This is a genomic window from Sphingopyxis sp., assembly GCF_040216815.1.
In the GTDB taxonomy this organism is placed as follows: domain Bacteria; phylum Pseudomonadota; class Alphaproteobacteria; order Sphingomonadales; family Sphingomonadaceae; genus Sphingopyxis.
The window spans coordinates 94,283-114,527 of record NZ_JAVJOJ010000012.1; the positions used below are offsets into that span (position 1 = coordinate 94,283).

General features: G+C 66.1%; 20 protein-coding genes. 3 read left to right on the forward strand and 17 right to left on the reverse strand.

Annotation, left to right across the window (positions count from 1 at the left end; genetic code table 11):
• Positions 1-4: 4 nt before the first annotated feature.
• From RIA72_RS17120 to RIA72_RS17130, 3 genes are read right to left on the reverse strand one after another with little or no spacing between them, the layout of a single operon-like run.
• A complete protein-coding gene (locus RIA72_RS17120) occupies positions 5-1,849 on the reverse strand; it encodes a hypothetical protein (protein WP_350033279.1) in 1,845 nt (614 codons plus the stop codon).
• Positions 1,846-2,277: a GtrA family protein gene (locus RIA72_RS17125; RefSeq protein ID WP_350033280.1), complete on the reverse strand. Its 432-nt coding sequence runs from the start codon at positions 2,275-2,277 to the stop codon at positions 1,846-1,848. The genes RIA72_RS17120 and RIA72_RS17125 overlap by 4 nt, the downstream gene beginning before the upstream one ends.
• A 23-nt stretch (positions 2,278-2,300) precedes the next feature.
• Positions 2,301-3,836, reverse strand: coding sequence for an NAD(P)/FAD-dependent oxidoreductase (locus RIA72_RS17130; RefSeq protein ID WP_350033281.1), 1,536 nt, complete (start codon positions 3,834-3,836; stop codon positions 2,301-2,303).
• Between the two features lie 50 nt (positions 3,837-3,886).
• On the opposite strand from RIA72_RS17130, the gene RIA72_RS17135 reads away from it, so the two are divergent.
• A complete protein-coding gene (locus tag RIA72_RS17135; RefSeq protein ID WP_350033282.1) occupies positions 3,887-4,072 on the forward strand; it encodes a hypothetical protein in 186 nt (61 codons plus the stop codon).
• Between the two features lie 180 nt (positions 4,073-4,252).
• Here the strand turns inward: RIA72_RS17135 and RIA72_RS17140 are convergent, their stop codons facing one another.
• From RIA72_RS17140 to RIA72_RS17180, 9 genes are all read right to left on the reverse strand, one after another.
• Entirely contained in the window at positions 4,253-7,021 is a 2,769-nt protein-coding gene (locus tag RIA72_RS17140; protein WP_350033283.1) for an MSCRAMM family protein, read from the reverse strand.
• Between the two features lie 33 nt (positions 7,022-7,054).
• Positions 7,055-7,879 carry a fimbrial biogenesis chaperone gene (locus RIA72_RS17145; RefSeq protein WP_350033284.1) on the reverse strand — a complete coding sequence of 275 codons (825 nt, stop codon included), beginning with the start codon at positions 7,877-7,879 and terminating at the stop codon, positions 7,055-7,057.
• 204 nt (positions 7,880-8,083) lie between these two features.
• Complete coding sequence (locus tag RIA72_RS17150) at positions 8,084-8,581, reverse strand: DUF4402 domain-containing protein (protein ID WP_350033285.1); 498 nt, start codon at positions 8,579-8,581, stop codon at positions 8,084-8,086.
• 267 nt (positions 8,582-8,848) lie between these two features.
• Entirely contained in the window at positions 8,849-9,817 is a 969-nt protein-coding gene (locus RIA72_RS17155) for a ParB/RepB/Spo0J family partition protein (RefSeq protein ID WP_350033286.1), read from the reverse strand.
• Complete coding sequence (locus RIA72_RS17160; protein WP_350033287.1) at positions 9,818-10,600, reverse strand: ParA family protein; 783 nt, start codon at positions 10,598-10,600, stop codon at positions 9,818-9,820.
• A gap of 270 nt (positions 10,601-10,870) precedes the next feature.
• On the reverse strand, positions 10,871-11,539 hold the full coding sequence (gene rsmG, locus RIA72_RS17165; protein ID WP_350033288.1) for a 16S rRNA (guanine(527)-N(7))-methyltransferase RsmG: 669 nt from the start codon (positions 11,537-11,539) through the stop codon (positions 10,871-10,873).
• Between the two features lie 521 nt (positions 11,540-12,060).
• On the reverse strand, positions 12,061-13,932 hold the full coding sequence (gene mnmG, locus RIA72_RS17170) for a tRNA uridine-5-carboxymethylaminomethyl(34) synthesis enzyme MnmG (RefSeq protein WP_350033289.1): 1,872 nt from the start codon (positions 13,930-13,932) through the stop codon (positions 12,061-12,063).
• Positions 13,933-14,007: 75 nt separating this feature from the next.
• Entirely contained in the window at positions 14,008-15,324 is a 1,317-nt protein-coding gene (mnmE, locus tag RIA72_RS17175) for a tRNA uridine-5-carboxymethylaminomethyl(34) synthesis GTPase MnmE (protein WP_350033290.1), read from the reverse strand.
• A gap of 11 nt (positions 15,325-15,335) precedes the next feature.
• A complete protein-coding gene (locus tag RIA72_RS17180; RefSeq protein ID WP_350033291.1) occupies positions 15,336-15,629 on the reverse strand; it encodes a DUF6489 family protein in 294 nt (97 codons plus the stop codon).
• A gap of 106 nt (positions 15,630-15,735) precedes the next feature.
• Here RIA72_RS17180 and RIA72_RS17185 point away from each other — a divergent pair, with 106 nt between their 5' ends.
• Positions 15,736-16,443, forward strand: coding sequence for a dienelactone hydrolase family protein (locus RIA72_RS17185; RefSeq protein WP_350033292.1), 708 nt, complete (start codon positions 15,736-15,738; stop codon positions 16,441-16,443).
• Positions 16,440-16,850, forward strand: a complete 411-nt coding sequence (locus RIA72_RS17190; RefSeq protein ID WP_350033293.1) for a nuclear transport factor 2 family protein — start codon at positions 16,440-16,442, stop codon at positions 16,848-16,850. Before RIA72_RS17185 ends, RIA72_RS17190 begins: the two co-directional genes overlap by 4 nt.
• On the opposite strand, the gene RIA72_RS17195 is transcribed toward RIA72_RS17190, so the two are convergent.
• From RIA72_RS17195 to RIA72_RS17215, 5 genes are all read right to left on the reverse strand, one after another.
• A complete protein-coding gene (locus RIA72_RS17195; protein ID WP_350033294.1) occupies positions 16,837-17,223 on the reverse strand; it encodes a DUF1489 family protein in 387 nt (128 codons plus the stop codon). The two genes, RIA72_RS17190 and RIA72_RS17195, sit on opposite strands and share 14 nt — an antisense overlap.
• 91 nt (positions 17,224-17,314) lie before the next feature.
• Positions 17,315-17,977, reverse strand: coding sequence for a TerC family protein (locus tag RIA72_RS17200; protein ID WP_350033340.1), 663 nt, complete (start codon positions 17,975-17,977; stop codon positions 17,315-17,317).
• 59 nt (positions 17,978-18,036) lie between these two features.
• The gene (locus RIA72_RS17205; RefSeq protein ID WP_350033295.1) at positions 18,037-18,330 is read right to left on the reverse strand and encodes an antibiotic biosynthesis monooxygenase family protein; all 294 of its coding nucleotides are present in this window, start codon (positions 18,328-18,330) and stop codon (positions 18,037-18,039) included.
• 9 nt (positions 18,331-18,339) lie between these two features.
• Positions 18,340-19,596 carry a transcription termination factor Rho gene (rho, locus tag RIA72_RS17210; RefSeq protein WP_350033296.1) on the reverse strand — a complete coding sequence of 419 codons (1,257 nt, stop codon included), beginning with the start codon at positions 19,594-19,596 and terminating at the stop codon, positions 18,340-18,342.
• Positions 19,597-19,794: 198 nt separating this feature from the next.
• Positions 19,795-20,244: a CopD family protein gene (locus RIA72_RS17215; protein WP_350033297.1), complete on the reverse strand. Its 450-nt coding sequence runs from the start codon at positions 20,242-20,244 to the stop codon at positions 19,795-19,797.
• Between the last annotated feature and the right edge of the window lies 1 nt (position 20,245).

A 20,245-nucleotide genomic window follows, 5' to 3' on the forward strand; every position in this document is an offset into this window, starting at 1 on the left:
GGCGTCATTCGGCTTTGACGCGCCACACCGACAATCCCGCGCGCGAGCCGATCGGCACCGCCTCCAGCCACGGCGGCGGCGTCCCCGCATAAAGCTGCGCGCCCAGCGAGTCCTTGCGCGCCCGGCGATAGCGGGTGAAGTCGTTGGCGGTCCGGCAAAACACGATGAACGCCGCCTGCTGCCGCCGGACCAGCGCCTCGGCCCGATCGGGATCGCCCGCAAAAGCGCGGATCGTGTCGGCCATCGCCTGGCTGTTGCGGTGATGCGGCGTCGCGACGAGCCGGTGCTCCGTCCAGAAGACGAGCGGCGCGCCGAGATCGATCGGGGTGAGCAAGGTCGCGGGGGACAGGCGGCGAAGGTCGGCAAGCGCCGCGGGGTCGAGGCAATAGTCCGAATGGCGATTGCCCTCGGCGGCCTTGGCGGCCGCGCGCTGCTCCTCGGCGCGGAGCGCGGGAACGACCAGGCTGAGCAGCGCCGCCGCCGCCATCCCGCCGAGCAGCGGCAGCGTCAGCGCCGCGGCTGCCGAGGCAAGGATGCGCGGCAGCATCGCGGGGATCGTCCGCGCCCATGTCCAGATGCGCAGCCCCAGCCAGGCGCAGCCGGGAAGCGCAAACAGATGCGCGGTCGACGCGCTGCGAAACACGACGAACGCCACCGCCGCCGCGCCGACGAGCGCGGCGATCACCGTCGCCCAGTTGCGCCGGTCGGCGGCGCTTTCCGCGCCGCGCCATGCCAGCAACGATCCCGCAAGGCCGACGAGCAGCGGAACGAGCACATGGACCATGTCGTGCGCCTTCGCCCGCCACAGCGGCTGGCCTTCGAGGACCCTCCGATACCAAAATTCGGCGACGACCGGGTCGAGCGTCGCAAAGGGCCCCGCGGCGCATTGCGGCTCGGTCCACACCAGCGCCCCCGCGGCCGCGAGCGCCGCCAGCCCCAGCAGCAGGAAACGAAGCGCGGCGCCGCGCGGATTGGCGCGCGCCGCGGCAAAGACCGCCGCCGCCGCGGCGACCAGCGCCGCGATATAGGGCGCCGACAGCGAATCGCACCAGGTGCCGACGAGCCCAGCGGGGCCGCGCGTCACGAACTGGAACAGCATCGCCCCCGCCGCAAGCCCGCCCATATAGCCGCAAAGCCGCGCGCGATCGTCGCTGCGTCCGTGGAGCGCCCAGCGCAGCGCCGCGAGCGCCGCGAACAGCGCCGCCACCGGCATCCCTTCGATCGACACTGCGAGCAGCGCCGCGGCGAAGAGCCCGCCGAGCAGCCCCGCCGCCCACGACGCCGGGCGCAGCGCCTGCGCCATCACCAGCATCGCGAGGAAAATCTGCCAGCCGTGATGATCGACGCGCAGCGGGCGGAACTGGACGAGGATATAGCCCGACATGATGAGGAACAGCGGCACGGCATAGGCGATGCGGCGGTCCGAAAGATTGCGATAGCCGAGCGCGCAGGCGACGCTGAGCGCCGCGCCGAGCAGCGCCGGCCACGTCGCCATCACCACCCGTTCGGCCACCGCCTGCCCGGCGAGGGGTTTCAAAAGCAGGATTCCGGCCGCCAGCGGCGCATCGACGATCCGCGACCAGTGCATCAGCACGCCGCCGCCCGCGGGATTGACGCGATATTGCGTCGGATCCCACCAATTCTGCCCCGCGAGCAGGTCGCGCACCTGCGCCATGCGCATCGCATCGTCGGTATCGGACAGGTCGAGCGCGCCGATCGCCTGCCAGTTGGCGGCGATCGCGATCAGGCTCATCAATCCCCAGACGATCAGCGCGGCGCGCGCCGGGGTGATCCAGGCACCGAGCCGGAAACCGCCCGGCCCCGAAGCGGGCGGCGCGGCGTCGGTCATGCCGGGGCGGCCCGGAAAACGATATGGCGGCGGAGCAGATAGGTGGTCTGGAAGCTGACGACGATCGCGCCGAGCTTGGCCAGCCGGGGATCGAGCCCCAATGCGCTGCCCCCGCCGACGATCGCTGTCGTCACCGCAAGGCCGACGATCGCCGATCCGACGAACAGCAGTTTCTGCCGATGCCGCTCACCCGTGCCGCGCGCCGCCGCGCCGTCGGCAAAGACAAGGCGGCTCGAAATCAGCCAGTGAACAAGAATCCCCGCGCCATAGCCCGTCGCCGACGCCGGAACCGGCGCCAGCCCCGCGTCGAGCAACAGCAGAAAGAGCGCGGCATCGCTGCCGAGCGCAAGCGCGCTCGCGAGCAGGTAATTGAGCCAGCGAAGCTCGCCGCGCCGTGCCGACGCGATCAATTTGGCCACGGGCTGCATCGCGCCTCTCCCCGACCGCCCGGTCAGGCCGCTTTCGCGACGCGCGCCGGCACGTCGCGCACCGACGCCAGCGCGGCCCGTTCGCCCTCGGTGCCGCTTTCATGATATTCGGCATCCTCGTTGACGCCCCATATGTCATAGAGTTTTTCGCCCGCGACGATGTTGCGCACCGTCAGCATCGCGGTCATCATCGCATGATCCTGGTTGTTATAGCGGTGCATGCCGTTGCGCCCGACCATGTGCAGCGTCGGGTAACGCGCCTCGAGCTCGGAGCGCATCGTTTCGACATGCGCGGCATAATCGTCGTCATAGACGGGATAGGCCTTTTCCTGCCGCACCACCGCGCCGCCGACGACATCGCCGGGGTCGCAAAGGCCGAGGATCGCCATTTCCTTCGTCGCGAGCGCGACCAGTTCGTCGTCGCTCGACGTCCAGAGCCCGTCGCCCTCGAAACAGAAATATTCAAGCCCGACGCACGCGATCGCGGGATCGGGCACCATTTCGGGCGACCAGCTGCGGAAATTCTGCACGCGGCCGACCTGCACCTTGCTGTCGTGGATATAGATCCAGTTGTCGGGGAACAGATCCTCCGACCGGATCTTGAGCGCGACGGTCAGAAAGTCGCGATAATTGAGCTTCGGCGCCGCGGTAAGCGCGCAGGCGGGCAGCGGATGAATACGCGCCGCGAGCTCGCGCATCGGCGCCGAGCTGATGACATGCGCCGCATCGATCACGACATCGCCGTCGGGGCCGTTCGCGGTCATCCGCCAGCGGCCGCTTTTCTGGTCCTGCGTCAGCTGCTTGAAGCTGTGCCCCATCAGCACATGATTGCCGCCCGCCACCACCTTGTCGCGCGCCGCTTCCCACATCATGCCGGGGCCGAGCCGCGGATAACGAAAGGTTTCGAGCAGGGTCTTGGTCGCCATGCCGTCATTGGGCGCCTTGTTGAGCCCCAGGCTGCGTTTCAGCCCGTCGATCACCGCACCGCCGAGCGATAGTCCCTTGATGCGCTGCGCCGCCCAGTCGGCCGACATTTCGTCGCACGGCATCCCCCACACCTTCTCGGTATAGGTCTTGAAAAAGATCGAATAAAGCTTCCGCCCGAACTGGTTGATCGTCCAGTCCTCGAAACTGCGGACCGCCTTGTTCGGAAACAGCCTCGCCTTGGCATAGCTTGCCATGCACAGCGCCGATCGCACGACGCCGAGGTTCCACAGCGCCTCGAACGCGCGCAGCGGATAGGAGTAGAATTTGCCCTCATAATAGATGCGGCTCATCCGCGGCCGTTCGATGAAATCGTGCGGCAGAATCTCGTTCCACAGATCGACGACCTCGCGGCTCTTGGAAAAGAAGCGATGCCCGCCGATGTCGAAACGAAACCCCTCATGCTCGACCGTGCGGCTGATCCCGCCGACATAGGCAGGGTCCTTTTCGATCACCGTCACGCTATACCCCTGCTTGGTCAGCAGATAGGCGGCGGTCAGCCCCGCCGGCCCCGCACCGACGATCGCCACATCGACGCTCGTTGCGCGGCGTTTCGAACCAGAGGTTTCGGACATTCGATTTTTCCCCACAGGCAAATATTTGCTCGCTATCGCTGTGGCCAAACATGGCTAAAAACTGGTTAACGTCGCACCCGATTCTCGCGCGTTTCGCGCCGATCCGGATCATCGAGCCCCAGGCGGAGGTCGCCGAAACGCTGGAATTCGATCCCGCGAAAATCCGCGCCGTCATCGACGTCGGCCGCCGTGCGGTCGACCGCAAACGGGACGCGCGGGCGCCGCTGTCGAGTTGAGCGACAGGTTTGGACCGAAAGCTGCCCTCAACTCTATCGTCATCCCGGCGAAGGCCGGGATCTCGCCGGTGCGGCAAATCGTTGGGGTGAGATCGTGTTTCGGAGTCACGTGCCTCTGAACACCCTGCGCCGGGATGACGGACCTGAAGATATCCGCTCACCACCCCATATCCGCCGCCGTTAGAGCCCGCCGTTCCCCGGCGGGCCTCGCGCACCGTTGATCGTCGGCGACGCATCACCCCCCGCGACAATCTCGCGCCGCAACGGCTTCAGCATCAGCGTTCCCAGCCGCACGCGCGGGGTCGCCTTGCCGGGTACGGCGGGAATCGCAAACGCCGCATCGATCCGCAACGCGGCCGCCGACGCAGAGCCCGGCCGCACCGTATAGCGCCCATAAGCGACGCCTTCGAACAGGAAATAGCCGTCGAATTCGGTCCGTGTCGCCGCGCGCACGCGCCCTTCGGCATCGACCAGTTCGAGCGCCAGCCCCTCGACCGGGTTGCCGCCGTCGCGGCGCACAATGCCCTCGATCTCGCCCGCCGCAGTCATGGGTATCGCCACGCGCGTCGCCACACCCGGCCGCGGCGTCACCACGACCCCCGGCAGCGCGGGCTGAATATAGGGGTCGGGCAGGCTGCCCGCGTCGATCCCGATCAGCACCGGCCGAAACGGCTCGAGCCCGTCGATCATCGCCCGCCCCGCCGCGTCGGTCGCGGCCTCGACATGCGCGTTGCCTGCGGTCAGCGGCACGCCGGGCAGCGCCGCCTCGCCCGCCTGGCGCACCCCGTCGCCATTTTCGTCCATCCAGACATCGGCGATCACCTGCCCGCGACTCGCGAGCTTCTCGGCCGACACGCGCCAGCCGCCACCGCTTTTCGGCCCGAAACTGAACGCAAGCGACAGCGACGCCGCGACCGATCCGTCGCTCGCCACCTCGCCGAATCCGCTCAGCTGCAATGTGTCGAAACGGCGTGTATAGCCAAGCCCGGCGCGAGCGCGGGCGAGCCCGCGGTCATAACCCAGCTCGGCGCGCCATTCGGCATCGCCCTTCCCCGCCCATTCGCCGATCAGCGCCATGCGTGTATCGCCGCCGTCGCCCGCCAGCGCAAAGCGCGCCTCTCCCCTGACGCGAAGGCGCCCGATGCGCGCATTGGCGAGCAGGCTGGCGGTCAGATTGTCGGGCGGATCGGGACCGACGGGCGCCTTTGTCCGGCTCCAGTCGAGCTGGCCGGTAAAGGTCGTCGCGCGGAAACTGGCCGACGCACGCGCGCTCGCTTCCAGGCTGTCGAACCCCGACCGGCGCTCGACATGCCGCACGTCGAAATGCAGCGGCAGCATCGTCCGCCCCAGTTTGACCGACTGATCGAGCGAGATCGAGGTAATGGCGTTGATATTGTTCAGGAATCGATCGGACACAAACCCGCCCCAGCCGCGCATCGCATCGGCGCGAATATAGGTTTCGCCAAAGGCCGCGAGCCAGCTCGCGCGCGCAGCGGTGCCGCCGTCGTCGGCCCGCGCGGTGCCGACCTCGATCAAGCTCGGCCCGATCGAGCGGCGCAGCGCGACCTCGGCATAACTCCGCCGCACATTCTCGATCAGCAGGCTGTGTGCATAGGCGGCGATCGACGTGCGCGTATCGAGCCCGCGCTCGACCCCCAGCGTCCCGCGCCAGCCGCGGCGGAACGCCCCCTGCCGCCGCTTGCCAAAGGCGAAAAGATCGGCGTCCTCCTGCGCAAAACCCGCCCAATACCAGGTCTGTTGCGGCGGGATCGAATCGATGCCGACCTGCAGCTGCCGGATTTCGCGGCGGATCTGCCCTTGCGGCCCATAAAGCACGATCTCGAAGCGGTTGGCGCCATATTGCAGCGGCACGTCGAGAAATTCGTAGCGGCCGTCGCTCGTCGGGGCGGTAAAGGCGAGCAACTGCCCGTTGCGATAGAGTTCGGCATCCCAGCCCGCGGGCAGGTCGCCGCGAAAGCTCGTCCGGTCGAACGCGTCGGGGCGTTCGACCGGGCGATTGGTCACGACCGCGCCGCGCCCCGCCACCGATGCGGCGACGATTCCTGTCGACAGCAGGCTGACGTCGCCGGCGCCATAATGTGTTGCCTTCAGCGGCCCGAGCAGCTGCCCCGCGGGATCGGTGCGATAGAGCCGCATCCTCAGGCTGTCGGGCACGCCTTCATTGTCCGACGACAGCCGCGCGTCGAAGCTGTGGCCGGCGAGCTCGCCCGCCGCAAAAATCTCGTAACGCGCCTGTACATGCGATCCGCCGCGCTGGTCCGACACGGCGCCCGCCGACGCGACGACGTCGACCGACGGCGTCGCCCATGCCCGATAGGGCCGCGCCGTCTGCGGCAGGCTTGCCAGGTCGAACGCGGCCTGGGGACGGATCGACGCGGCGCGCGCGCGGCGTTCGGCGGCGAGCTGAAACGGCAGCTTCTCCTTCGTATCGACGCGCAATACCGCATTCGACATATCGGCGACGAGCGGCACGCCGAGCCACTGGTTCAGGCTCTTCAGATCGACGCACCAGCCCGCCGCCGTGTCGCGGATCGTCGTCGCGGCGAGCGCGAAGGTCTCGCTCCCCGCGCGCACCGCGCCCGCGTCGCGGTCGATCGTCAGCCCGCGCCGCTCGTCGAACACCCAGCCGGTTGCGCGGCGCAACTTCCGGTCGACGCGCACCGCAAGGTCGAGCGCGAGCACGACGTCGCCGAGGTCGACGCAAATCCCCTGCGGCGTCTGATATCCGCGCACCCCGTCGCCCAGCCGGTACTGCCCCGACCGCATATCGAACAGCCAGCTGTCGTCGGCGTTCGGCGTCCAATCGTCGGCGGGAAGGGAAAGCGGCTTTTTTTCAATGGCCTGCGCGCCAGCGGAGAGCATCGCCCCCGCCAGCGCCAGCGCGGCCATCGCCGCGCGCATCGATCGGAAAAGCGCCGCGCGGATCATCGCCCCGCCCGCGTCGCCCCTGCCCCTACGCCGTCATTTCACCACCCGTTCGGCCTCGTCGATCGTGCCGCCGCCGAGCTCGCGGTCCTCGCTGTAGCGAATGCGCACCGGGCCTTTGAGCTTCGCTGCGACCTCGCCCGGCACGCGCAGCGACACCTGGCGCTCGGCCACTTCGGGATAGACCGCGATGCCGCGCGCGACGAGCAAGGGCTCGGCCACCCCCGGCCGTATCACTTCGATGTCGCCATAGACCGACCGGTTGCCCGTGCGCTTGAGGTCGAAGTGGAACGCCGGCCCCTCGTCGTCCTCGCTCACCCACGCCGCGCCGATCGCCGCTTCGGCGCCAAGGTCGCCGACCCGCACGATCACCGGGATGGTGATGCCATAGATCGGCGTCAGCGCGATCGACACGCCCGCGCTTGCCGGCCTGGCATCCGCAGTAGCAGGCGCTGGGTCGGGAACCGCGCGGAACAGCATGTGCGCGCGATATTCGCCCGGCGGCGCCCCTTCGGGAACGCGCACCCCGACGCGCACCACCTGCGGCTGGTTGGGCGGCAGCGTGACGCGCCGCGGGCTGAACGCGATCATGTCGAGCGCCGCCTTTTCGGCCTCGCTCGCATCGGCTTCGGCGATTTCCTCGAGCCCGCCCGCGGCGGTCATCCGCTTGATCTCCAGGCTGATGCGATAGGTTGCGGGCTCGGCGCCGATATTGTTGAGCACCACCTCGGTCCCGCGCGATCCGTCGAGGACGAGACGCGTCGGCGCGACGAGCAGATCGCCCGCGGCGTGCACAGGTACCGAAAACAGGACAAGCGCGCCCGCGGCGAGCAGGCGAAAGGCTTTGAAAAGGCGCAGCATGGATACGATCCCCACAATCGTTGGCGTGTCGGGGGCTGGCTGGTCCTTGCCCCCTCTGGTTGGTCGCCTCTTGCCTGCCCCAACATGGTTGATATTTTGCTAATCACCCCGGCGCCGCCCGCGCACAAGAAAGCGGCCGCCGGGTCTGTACCCGGCGGCCGCCTGTCGTTCCGGCGAGCGCGGGACCCGCCGGCCCCCCGTCCTTTACTGATAATTGGCGGTGACGTTGAACGTGCCCGAATAATCGCCCGCGGCCTGATTGGCGCCGACGCTCAACGTGCCGCCGACCTGAAAGCTGCCGCCGCTCGCGCCGAGCGTGACCGTCGGTGCCGAATAGGTCAGCGTCGAGCTCATCGTGCCGCCCAGCGATCCGTTCAGCGTCACATTGCTGTCGCCGCCGACGACCACAACGGCGCCGTCGGTACCCGCGACGTTGAAATTGGCCGCCGTCGTCGTGCCGGTGCAGGTCAGCCCGGCGCCGCACGTCGCGCCGCCCGCGGTCGACACCGTGACGGTCGATGCGGTCGCGCCGCTGATGATCGTCGCGAACTGGAGGTCGCTGGTATTGGTGAGCGTGATCTGGCGCAGGATCTTGGCGGTCGCCGTGCCCGATGCGGTCGCGGCATGCGCCGCCGAAGCGTTGATGGCGAAAGCAGCAATCGCAACGCCCAAGAGGGCGCGCTTCATTCCGATGGTGCGCATATGATTGGTCCCTTGAATCGATAAATGGTCAAAAATCCGAATGGAAATCCCACCCCATTCGCCGACCTCCTTATCCGCTCAGCCGTTCAGGCTTTGCCAGCAACCATGGTTAACGCGGCGTTAGGAATTGCCACGCGGAGCCAGAAATAATACAAAGAAACCAGATGTTTGATACAATACCGGGCGGATCGAAGCCGCCAGCCGCCGCGCGTTTTCGGCCCGGCCTGAGACAGTTTGCGCCCCATCAGGCGCGATTCGGCGCCGGAATCAGATGCCTTCGCCCGAAAGCCGCTGGCAGATCATGTCGAGCTGGTCGAGCGACGCGAATTTGAGCGTCAGCGCGCCCTTGCCCTCGCCCGCATAGTGAATGGCGACGCCGATGCCGAGCAGTTCGGACAGGTGGCGTTCGACCGCGACGATGTCGGGGTCGCGCCCGCCGGCGCCGTCGATGCTCTTATATTCGAGCGGGCCCTTGCGCGGCGCCGCATCGCCGGCCTTGCCCGCGCGCACCAGCGCCTCGACCGCGCGCACCGACAGGCCTTCCTTCACCACCCTGCGCGCGATCGCTTCGGCATCGTCGGCGCCGATCAGCGCGCGCGCATGCCCCATCGCGAGCGCCCCGTCGCCGACGAGCGCCTGCACGGCATCGGGCAGATCGAGCAGCCGCATCAGATTCGCGACATGGCTGCGCGACTTGCCGACCAGCTTGGCCAGCGCTTCCTGATTATGCCCGAAATCCTCGATCAGGCGGCGATAGGCGCTCGCCTCTTCGATCGCGTTCAGGTCCTGGCGCTGGATATTCTCGACCAGCGCAATCTCATAGGTCGCGGCATCGTCAAGCTCGCGCACGAGCGCCGGAATCTGGTGCAGCCCCGCGCGCTGCGCCGCGCGCCAGCGGCGTTCACCCGCGACGAGTTGAAAGCCCTCGCCATCCGGCGCACGGCGCACGATGATCGGCTGGAGCAATCCGCGCAAGGCAATCGAATCGGCGAGTTCGGCGATCGCCGTTTCGTCGAAATGGCGCCGCGGCTGGCCGGGCAGCGGACGAATCGCGCCGACGGGGACATGCTGCACCGAATCGCCCGCGACCGGCGCCGCACGCGCCGCAGCGCCGGGCGCCGCGAGCACCGGCGCCTCGACCGCAGCGTCGCCGAACAGCGCGTTCAGCCCGCGGCCGAGCCCCGATGGGCGTTTGCGAATCGGCGTTACGCCACTTTCTTTTTCATTATCAGCCATTTATGCCGCCTTGCGGATTTCGGGGAGCCGGGCGATCAGCTCGCGCGCGAGCGCGATATAGGCCGCCGACCCGGCGCAGCGATGATCATAGATCAGCGCCGGCAGCCCATGGCTCGGCGCTTCGGACAGGCGGACATTGCGCGGGATCACCGTGTCGAACACCACCGGGCCCAACACTTCGCGCACATCGTCGGATACCTGGTCGGTCAGCCGGTTGCGCCGGTCGAACATGGTGAGCGCGACGCCCAGGATCGACAATTTCTGGTTGAACCGCTCGCGCACGCGCTCGACCGTGGTGAGCAATTGGCTGAGCCCCTCGAGCGCGAAAAATTCGCATTGCAGCGGCACGATCAGCGATTCGGCGGCGATCAGCGCATTGAGCGTCAGCATCCCCAGCGACGGCGGACAGTCGATCAGGCAGATGTCCCACTGCCCCGCCTCGGCGCCCGACAGGGCCTTCTGAAGCCGGTGCAGCCGGTCCTGAAATTCGATCAGTTCGATCTCGGCGCCCGACAGGTCGACCGTCGCGCTGACGATGTCGAGCCGCGGCACCGCTGTCGGAATCGCGCATTCGGCAACGCTCGCGTCGCCGCGCAGCAGCTCGTAACTCGAACATTCGCGCTGCGCCTGCTTGATGCCGAGCCCGGTCGACGCATTGCCCTGCGGGTCGAGGTCGATGATCAGCGTGCGCCAGCCCGTCGCCGCGAGCGCGGTCGCCAGATTGATCGCCGTCGTCGTCTTGCCGACCCCGCCCTTCTGGTTCGCCACGGCAATGCGGATCATCGCTTTCCTCGCTGTTTTGCTAAGGGCCGAAACCCGGTAGTTGCACGTTCGAGGCGTCGAAATGGCGAAGATATCGGCTTCGCGGGGCCGCAGCGGATCGTGGTTCCATCTGCAAGGCCGCGCGGAGACGAGATCGAAGCCATTTCGACGTCCCTTCGGGATTTGACCGATTTTGTCCATTGCGTCGTCGGCAAGTTTGGAAATATCGACATATTCCTGCGCCTTGCCTCCTCACACTGAACAAAATCGCTTCAAACCTCGATCGTGCAACTACCGGGTTTCGGCCCTTAATTTTCCGCGCCCCACCAAAATCTGGCTCTCGGCGTCGGTGCGGCTCTGTTCCACGTGGAACATTCTCTGCCACGCATCGGGCAGCGACGCCAGTTCCTTAACCGCATTTCGGCCCTTTGGCAGCAGCCAGTGCGTCGATTCGGTGGAAAAACGCGCGGATAAGTCGATCAGCTTGTCGAGCGGCGCAAAGGCGCGCGCGCTGATCGTCCCCGCGGGGCGCGTTGCGACGCGCTCGAGCGGCGCCTCGGCAACCTCGACATGCCCCAGCCGCAACTCGGCCGCGACCGCGCGCAAAAACTCGCACCGCCGCCGCCGCGATTCGACGAGCAGCATCGGCCGCTCGGACAGGATCGCGACGACCAGCCCCGGCAGCCCCGGCCCGCTCCCCAGATCGACCCAAAGCCCCGCGCTTTCGCTATCGAGCGCGAGCAATTGCGCGCTATCGGCGATATGCCGCACCCAGATCGTCGGAATCGTCGACGCCGCGATCAGATTCTGCCGGTCATTCTCGGCGATCAGCATCGCCGCAAAGCGCTCAAGATGGTTCCATTGCGCAGCGGTCGGGGCGAAAGCCTGCTCCAGCCAACTGCGCGCCTGGTCTTCGCTTGCCAGAAATTCGCCGTCCGAACGCACCACCCGCCTGCCCATCTCGTCATTCCCGCAAAGGGGAATCCAGCTTTCGTCTTCGCGCCCTAGCGCCTTTGCGGGTCCGTTGGAAAGTCCGCAGCGAAAAGAACGCCCTCCTCATCGCCCGTGAACAAGCCAGATGGCCTGTTTGGCTTCATTCGGGGGTCCATGGCTTCAGCGCTACATGGATCCCGGATCAAGTCCGGGATGACGAAGGGAATGAAGCGGCGGGACTGCCGATTGTGAACCCCGACGAAAGCGGGGATCTCAGGGGCCGCGCCGGATAAGGGCGGTTTTCTCGGAATGATCATGGACTGCTCTCGACCGATTGCGGTCGTGAAGAAGGCAGCCCCTCCCCTTCAGGGTTGGGGCAACGAAGACTTGGCTGCTTGCTGCCTTGTCGTAGTGGGGTGTGGTCTATCGGCCGGGCTCAAGGCCGATAGGCCCCACCCCAACCCCTCCCCTGAAGGGGAGGGGCTTTAGTCACCTCCAACGTCCCTCACCACCCCTCAGCCGGACGCCCTCGCGTCAAGCCCGAAAACTCAAGCCGCGCGCCGCCGGCTATGCACCAGGATCGCGGTGAGCGCCGCCGGAGTCACGCCGTCGATCCGCCCCGCCTGCCCCAGCGTTTCGGGGCGCGCCTTGGTCAGCCGTTCGACCATTTCGCGCGACAGCCCGCCGATCGCGGCATAGTCGAGCGCGGGGTCGAGCAGGATCGCCTCATTCGCCGCGAGCGCGCGCAGTTCGGCATCCTGCCGTGCGATATAGGGCGCATAATGCGCATCCTCGGCCACCTCGGACAATATCGCCGGGTCGATCGCGTCGAGTTCGGGCGCGAGAAGCGCGAGCCGCGCCATCGTCATTTCGGGATAGCGCAACAGGTCGATCCGCTTGCGCGCTATCCCGTCGCCGGGCAACGCCAGCCCGACCGCGGCATAGTCGCCAGTGCTCACCGACACATCGAGCAAGGCTTCGGCCCGCGCCCGCTCGGCCATCCGTGCCGCAAACATGTCCGCGGTCGCCGGACGCACAAGCCCCAATTCGATCCCCATCGGCGTCAGCCGCGTCGCGGCATTGTCGGCGCGCAGCCGCAACCGATATTCGGCGCGCGCGGTGAGCATCCGATAGGGTTCGCTCACCCCCTGCAGCACCAGATCGTCGACCATCACCCCGATATAGGATTCGGCGCGGTCGAGGATCAGCGGATCGCGCCCTTGCACAGCAAGCGCGGCATTGGCGCCCGCAACGAGTCCCTGCGCCGCGGCCTCTTCATAACCGGTGGTACCGTTGATCTGCCCCGCGCACCATACGCCGGGCATCGCGCGGACCTGCAACGTCCGGTCGAGCGCGCGCGGATCGATATGATCATATTCGACCGCATAGCCCGGCACGACCATCTCGACCGTCTCCAGCCCCTCCATCGTGCGCAGCATCGCGAGCTGCACATCGGCGGGCAGCGAGGTCGAAATGCCGTTCGGATAGACCAGATGCGTGTCGAGCCCCTCGGGCTCCAGAAACACCTGATGCCCGTCGCGGTCGGCGAATCGGTGGATCTTGTCCTCGATCGACGGGCAATAACGCGGCCCCGCCGCGCCGATCGCGCCCGTGAACAGCGGCGAGCGATCGAGATTGTCGGCGATGATGCGGTGCGATTCGGTGTTGGTGCGCGTGATCGCGCAGAAAATCTGCGGTACCGATCGGCGATTGTTCCACGTGGAACAGGTCCAGCGCGCGCCCTCGGCGCTGTCCGATGCCTGTTCGGCGAGCCGCGCCCAGTCGATTGTCCGCCCGTCGAGCCGCGGCGGCGTCCCGGTCTTGAGCCGCGCCATCGGCAGCCGGGCGGCGCGAAGCTGCTGCGCGAGCCGATGCGCGCCGGCCTCGCCGATGCGGCCGCCCTCCATCCGCTCCTCGCCGCGGAACAGGCGTCCGCCGAGGAAGGTGCCGGTCGCGAGCACGACCGCGCGCGCGCTCAACCTTGTGCCGTCGCCGAGTTCGAGCCCGGTGACGCGCGCGCCGTCGTCGGACAGGATCAGCGCGGCGGCCTCGCCTTCGACGACCGCGATTCCGTCCTCCGCCGCGAGTAGATCCTGGATTGCCTGCCGGTACAGTTTGCGATCGGCCTGGATGCGCGGCCCCTGCACCGCCGCGCCCTTCGACGCATTGAGCATCCGGTAATGGATCGCCGCTCGATCCGCCGCGCGCGCCATCCAGCCATCGAGCGCATCGACCTCGCGCATCAGATGGCCCTTCCCCAGCCCGCCGATCGCCGGGTTGCACGACATCGTCCCGATCAGCGCGGGGTCGAAACTCACCAGCGCAACCGACGCACCCAGCCGCGCCGCGGCGGCGGCGGCCTCGGTCCCGGCATGCCCGCCGCCGACGACGATGACATCGAAAACTACGCTATCGTGCATGATGGCGGCGCGCATAGCGCAAAGTGCGGTTCGAATCCACCGCACCGCGACCGATGCGATGTTTCACGTGAAACATCATTTTCCGATGCAGAATCGTCCGAACAGCGCGTCGAGCATCTCTTCGACCCCCGCGCGCCCGGTGATCCGGTCGAGCGCCGTCGCGGCAAGCCGCAGCCGTTCGGCGAGCAGGATCAGGTCGTGCGCCTCGCGTGATCCCGAATCGACATCAAGCCATTGTTTTGCCTCGGCAAGCGCGGCGCGCTGGCGTTGGCGCAGCGCGGCTTCACCCTCGCGCGGCAACAGCGTCCGTGCCATCTCGACGATCATCCGGTGCAGCCCGTCCATCCCCTCGCCCGTCGCCGCCGACAGGATGAGGTCGCACGCCGCCGCGTCGGCTTCGGCCGCCGCATCGCCCTTCCAGCGATCGGCCTGCGCCGCGATCCGGATCGTCCGCGGGTGGTCCGGCACCCGATCCGGCGACCCCAGCCACAGCAATATGTCCGCCGCCTCGACCGCTGCCTTGGCGCGGTCGATCCCGATCGCCTCGATCGCATCGGCCCCTTCGCCGCGCATCCCGGCCGTGTCCGAAAAGCGCATCGCGATCCCGTCGAGCGCCAGCGGCGTCTCGATCACATCGCGCGTCGTCCCCGCGACCGGCGACACGATCGCCAACTCACGTTTCGCTAAAGAATTGATTAACGTAGATTTTCCTGCATTGGGTGGCCCCGCGATCACCACCGACAGCCCCTCGGCAATCACCTCCGCCGCGGGCCGCGCCAGCCATTCGCCAAGCTCGTCCGAAAGCTCGCCCATCCCCGCAATCAAACGCCGCGCGGCTCCTTCGCCAACTTCGACATCATCCTCATCGGCAAAATTAAGCTCGGCCTCGGCGCCTGCCATCAGCGCGAGCAGCCGCTCTTGCCATCGCTCGACGGCGCGCGACACATGCCCGCTCGCCATGCCCAGCGCCTGTCTGCGTTGGCTCTCGGTCTCGGCGGCAAGCAGGTCGGCAAGCCCCTCGGCCTCGGCAAGGTCGATCCGTCCGTTTTCGAAAGCACGCCGCGTAAACTCGCCCGGCTCGGCGCGCCGCAACCCGTCCATCGCCCGCAGCGCCGCTTCGACCGCCGCGACCACTGCGCGCCCGCCATGCAGGTGCAGTTCGGCCAGATCCTCCCCGGTCGCCGTCGCCGGCCCAGGGAACCACAGCAGCAGCGCGCGATCGAGCGCCGCGCCTCCGGCATCCGTCAGCTCGGCCAATGACGCCCGCCGCGGCGCAGGCAAACGCCCCGCCAGCGCCTCCAGCGCCGCGCCTGCACGCGGCCCGCTCACGCGCACAACCGCGATCGCCGCCGGCGGCATCCCGCTCGACAGCGCAAAAATCGTATCGTTCACGGGGCCTTGGTTCAGCTCTTGCGCCCCTTGGCGGGCTTGTCGTCTACCGCTCCGTCGCTCCTGGCCGCGCCGCCCATCAACCCGCCACCGAACTGGCCGAGCAAGGACTGAACCAGCCCGAGGCCGCTTTCGCCCATCGGAACCCAGGTCTTGACCATCGCCTGCACCATTTCAGGCGTGATACCCTTGGCCATCAATTCCTTGACGCGGTCGAGATAGATGGCGTGGAGCGGCTCCAGGTCGGGAAGGCCGAACAGCCGACGCGCCTCCTCGGGGGTGCAATCGATCTCGATATTGAACTTCATCGCGTGTCTCCGCCCCGAAATGCCGGTTAGCCGCTTGAGCCCCGCCCGCAGCCCAGCTAGCTTTGCGCTTTCCCGGCAAAGAAGCAAGAGACAGGAGAGCTCCCCGATGTCCCAGACGGCCCCGACGAACACGACCATCCCCGCCCTCGACGAGGAGGGGTCGATCCCCGCCTATGTCGCACGCCCCCGCACCGACAGCGGGCGCGCGATCATCGTCATTCCCGAAATCTTCGGGGTGAATGCGGGTATTCGCCAGAAATGCGACGATTGGGCCGCCGAGGGCTATCTGGCGATCGCCCCGGATATTTTCTGGCGTTTCGCGCCGAGCGTCGAGCTCAACCCCGATGTCGAGGCCGAGTTGCAAGAGGCCTTTGGTTATTTCGGGCAATATGATCCCGACAAGGGCGTCAAAGATATCGAAGCCGCGATCCGCTGGCTGCACGGTCAGGGCGCTGCAAAGGTGGGCTGCGCGGGTTACTGCCTTGGCGGGCGGCTTGCCTATATGACCGCCGCGCGCACCGACATCGATGCCTCGGTCGGCTATTATGGGGTGATGATCGACCAGATGCTGAACGAAGCCCATGCGATCGCCAGACCGCTGATGCTTCATATCCCGACCGCCGACCATTTCGTGGGCCCCGAGGCACAGGCCAAGATACATGAGGCGCTCGACCCGCATCCCAAGGTCACGCTCCACGACTATGTTGGGCTCGACCACGGGTTCGCCGCAACGAGCGGTGACCGCCGCGACGAAGCCGGCGCCGCGCTCGCCGACAGCCGCACCCGCGCCTTTCTGGCCGAGCATCTGGCATGAGCGACCATCCCGGTCTTGCCGCCTGGCACGCCTATATGGCGGGCGGCGGCGGCCCGCAGGCCTTGCGCGACCTGCTCGCCGCGGATGCGGTGTTCCATTCCCCCGTCGTCCATACGCCGCAAGAGGGCGCCGACAAGGTCTTCACCTATCTTCACGCCGCGAGTCAGGTCCTCGGCGGCGAGAATTTCCGCTATCTGCGTGAAATCGCCGACGGCGATCAGGCGATGCTCGAATTCCAGAGCGAGCTCGACGGCATTCAGATCAACGGCGTCGACATCATCCGCTGGAATGCCGATGGCAGAATCGCCGATTTCAAGGTGATGGTGCGACCCTTGAAGGCGATCAACAAGGTCTGGGAGAAGATGACCACAATGCTCGCGGCACAGGAAGCGGCTAGATCAGGCTAAGTTCGGCCAGCTCGCGATAGAGGTCGGGCGGCAATTCGCCTACGCCGCTCGCATTGTCGACGTCTTTCGGCGCGTCGGCGTCGTTCAGATAACGCCACCCCTGATGCGCGCGCCTGGGCTGCGGGTGCAAGCACTCGAGCTGGGCGACGCAGACAATATCGACGCGCCCGTCGCTGCGATCGTCAAAGCGCAATATTTCGGCGCGCGCGACAAGCATGTGCTTGACGATGAAATGCAGCTTGCCGCCGATCAGCTCGTCGGCGCGCTTGGGGCGAAACCGCGTCGGGAAACGAATCTCGCCACCTGCGGCATGGGCGGCGATCCGGGCCTCGAGCGCCGGATAATCGGAACAGCCGATGGCAACGCGGGTCATGTGAAGTTGGGGCATGCCACACAGATGGGAAGCCGGAACGAAAAAGGCCAGCCCCGGTGAGGGGCTGGCCCTTCATTCGCCCGATGGCGGGTCAGCCGAACAACGTGCCCACGCCAACGCCGGGATCGACCCAGCCTTCATAGATCATCTTGACCGCGACATAGACGATCACCGCAAGGCCGATATAGGCTATCCAGCGATAGCGCTCGATATATTTGGCGATGATGTTCGCCGCGACGCCCATCAGCGCGACGGCGAAAATCAGGCCGACGATCAGGATACCGGGATGGTCGCGCGCCGCGCCCGCAACCGCAAGAACATTGTCAAGGCTCATGCTGACGTCGGCAACCGCGACGGCCCAGGCCGCGCCCGCAAAGCTTTTTGCCGGTTTCAGTCCCGAATGTTCGTCGCCCACAACCTCGGGCGAGCCGTGCGACTGGCCGGTGTGACGCAATTCACGCCACATCTTCCACGCGACCCAGATCAGCAACAGCCCGCCAACGAAGATCAGTCCGACGATCTGCATCAGCTGCGTCACGACAAGCGCAAAGGCGATCCGCAGAACCAAAGCCGCGAGCACGCCGATCATGATCACCTTGCGGCGCTGGTCGGCCGGGAGCCCGGCGGCGAGTGCACCCACAACGATAGCATTGTCGCCTGCGAGGACGATGTCGATCATCAGCACCTGCAGAAAGGCCGCAAAGGCTGCAGGCTCGGTAATGTTCGAAAAATCGTTGACGATCGCGGCCCACATCCCGGCGGGCCCGCCAAAACCGCCGGTGTGCGCCGCGCCTTGAGTCAAAAATTCCAGAATCACACCAAATCTCCGAAATAGCTGACCTCTGGCATAGGGTCATAAAAAGGATGCAGCAACGCCCGCCACCGCTGGTAACGCTCCGATTGCCGGAAACCGTCCTGATGATCCGCGACCGACCGCCATTCGACTAACAGAAGATAGGGTTGTCCGGTTCCGGTTGGCCGGCGAATTTCGAGTGAAATAAAGCCCGGCGAGCCTTCGATCAGCGGTCTTGCTCCGGCCACGGCCGCCTCGAACTCAACTTCGCTGCCCGCACGAACGGGAAGCAGAGCATGTTCGAGAACGGCCATGACGCCGGTTTACTGGTTCATGCTGTCAAAGAAATCTTCGTTCGTTTTCGAATCCTTGATCTTGTCGAGCAGGAATTCCATCGCGTCGACAGTACCCATTTGCATCAGGATACGGCGCAGCACCCACATCTTCGAAAGCTTGTCTTTCTCGACGAGCAATTCTTCCTTGCGCGTACCCGACTTGCCGACGTCGAGCGAGGGGAAGATGCGCTTGTCCGCAACCTTGCGGTCGAGCACGATTTCGCTGTTGCCCGTGCCCTTGAACTCTTCAAAGATCACCTCGTCCATGCGGCTCCCGGTATCGATCAGCGCGGTCGCGATGATCGAAAGCGATCCGCCTTCCTCGATATTGCGCGCGGCGCCGAAAAAGCGCTTGGGCCGCTGGAGCGCATTGGCATCGACACCACCGGTGAGCACCTTGCCCGATGAAGGAACCACCGTGTTGTAGGCGCGGCCGAGGCGCGTAATCGAATCGAGCAGGATCACGACATCCTTCTTGTGCTCGACGAGGCGCTTTGCCTTTTCGATCACCATTTCGGCGACCTGGACGTGGCGCGTCGCGGGTTCGTCAAAGGTCGAGGAGACAACCTCGCCCTTCACGCTTCGCTGCATGTCGGTGACTTCCTCGGGCCGTTCGTCGACGAGGAGGACAATCAGATAGACTTCGGGGTGATTGTCGGTGATCGCCTTGGCAATATTCTGCAACAGGACGGTCTTGCCCGTACGCGGCGGCGCAACGATCAGCGCGCGCTGGCCCTTGCCCTGCGGGCTGACAAGGTCGATCACGCGCGCCGACTTGTCCTTGACCGTTGGATCGACGGTGTCGAGCGAGAGTTTCTGGTTCGGATAGAGCGGCGTCAGATTGTCGAAATTGACGCGATGTCGAACAACTTCGGGCTCGTCGAAATTGACGCTGATCAGCTTGGTCAGCGCAAAATAGCGTTCGCCGTCACGCGGTGCGCGAATCTCGCCCTCGACTGTATCGCCCGTGCGCAGCCCATATTTTCGGACCTGGTTGGGCGAGACATAGATGTCGTCGGGACCGGCGAGATAATTGGCTTCCGACGAGCGCAGAAAACCGAAGCTGTCGGGCAGAACCTCGATCGTCCCCGATCCGATGATCTCCTCGCCTTCTTCGGCGAGTTCTTTGAGGATCGAGAACATCAGGTCTTGCTTTCGCAAGGTCGACGCACCTTCGACGCCGAGTTCCTCCGCCATCTCAACGAGTTGGGCGGGCGATTTATTTTTGAGTTCTTTAAGATGCATGGATGGATTCCGGGTAGATATGTCGGGAGTAAGTCAGACCAAAATTCGGCGCACCATCGGGGTGCCTATCCGGCCGGGGGACGACCGTATCGATAGCAACGGTGCGGGGGAGGCACCGCCCGCTTGGGATGCGGGGTTGACCGGCCCCTATAACCGGGCCGGGTTCAAGTCAATCGGGCTGCGCCGGGCGGCGGCGATTCAGGGCCGGACGACGGCAAGGATGACGATGATCGCCGCGGCGACACCGGGAACTTCATTAAGCAGTCGAAGCTGTTTCTCGCTCAAGGGACGCTCGCCCTTTTTCAACTTCTTGAAATAGCCGATCATCCACCCGTGATAGCCCGACAGTGCAATCACCAGCAGCAATTTGGCAATGAACCAGCCCTCGCGCCAATAGGCACCGTTGAAGGCGAGCATCAGGCCGAAAATCCACACGATGATCAGCGAGGGGTTCAAAATGATCTTGCGCAGCCGGTCCTCGCGCTCGATCCACTTCCGGTCCTCGTCAGACCCGACCGCGGCCTGTTGGTGGTATACGAAAAAGCGCGGCATCATGAACAGGCCCGCCATCAGGAAAATCACGAAAATGATGTGCGCGGCTTTGACCCAAAGCATCGTCACCCCCAGAAATCCTGCCCAGTCTGCCATA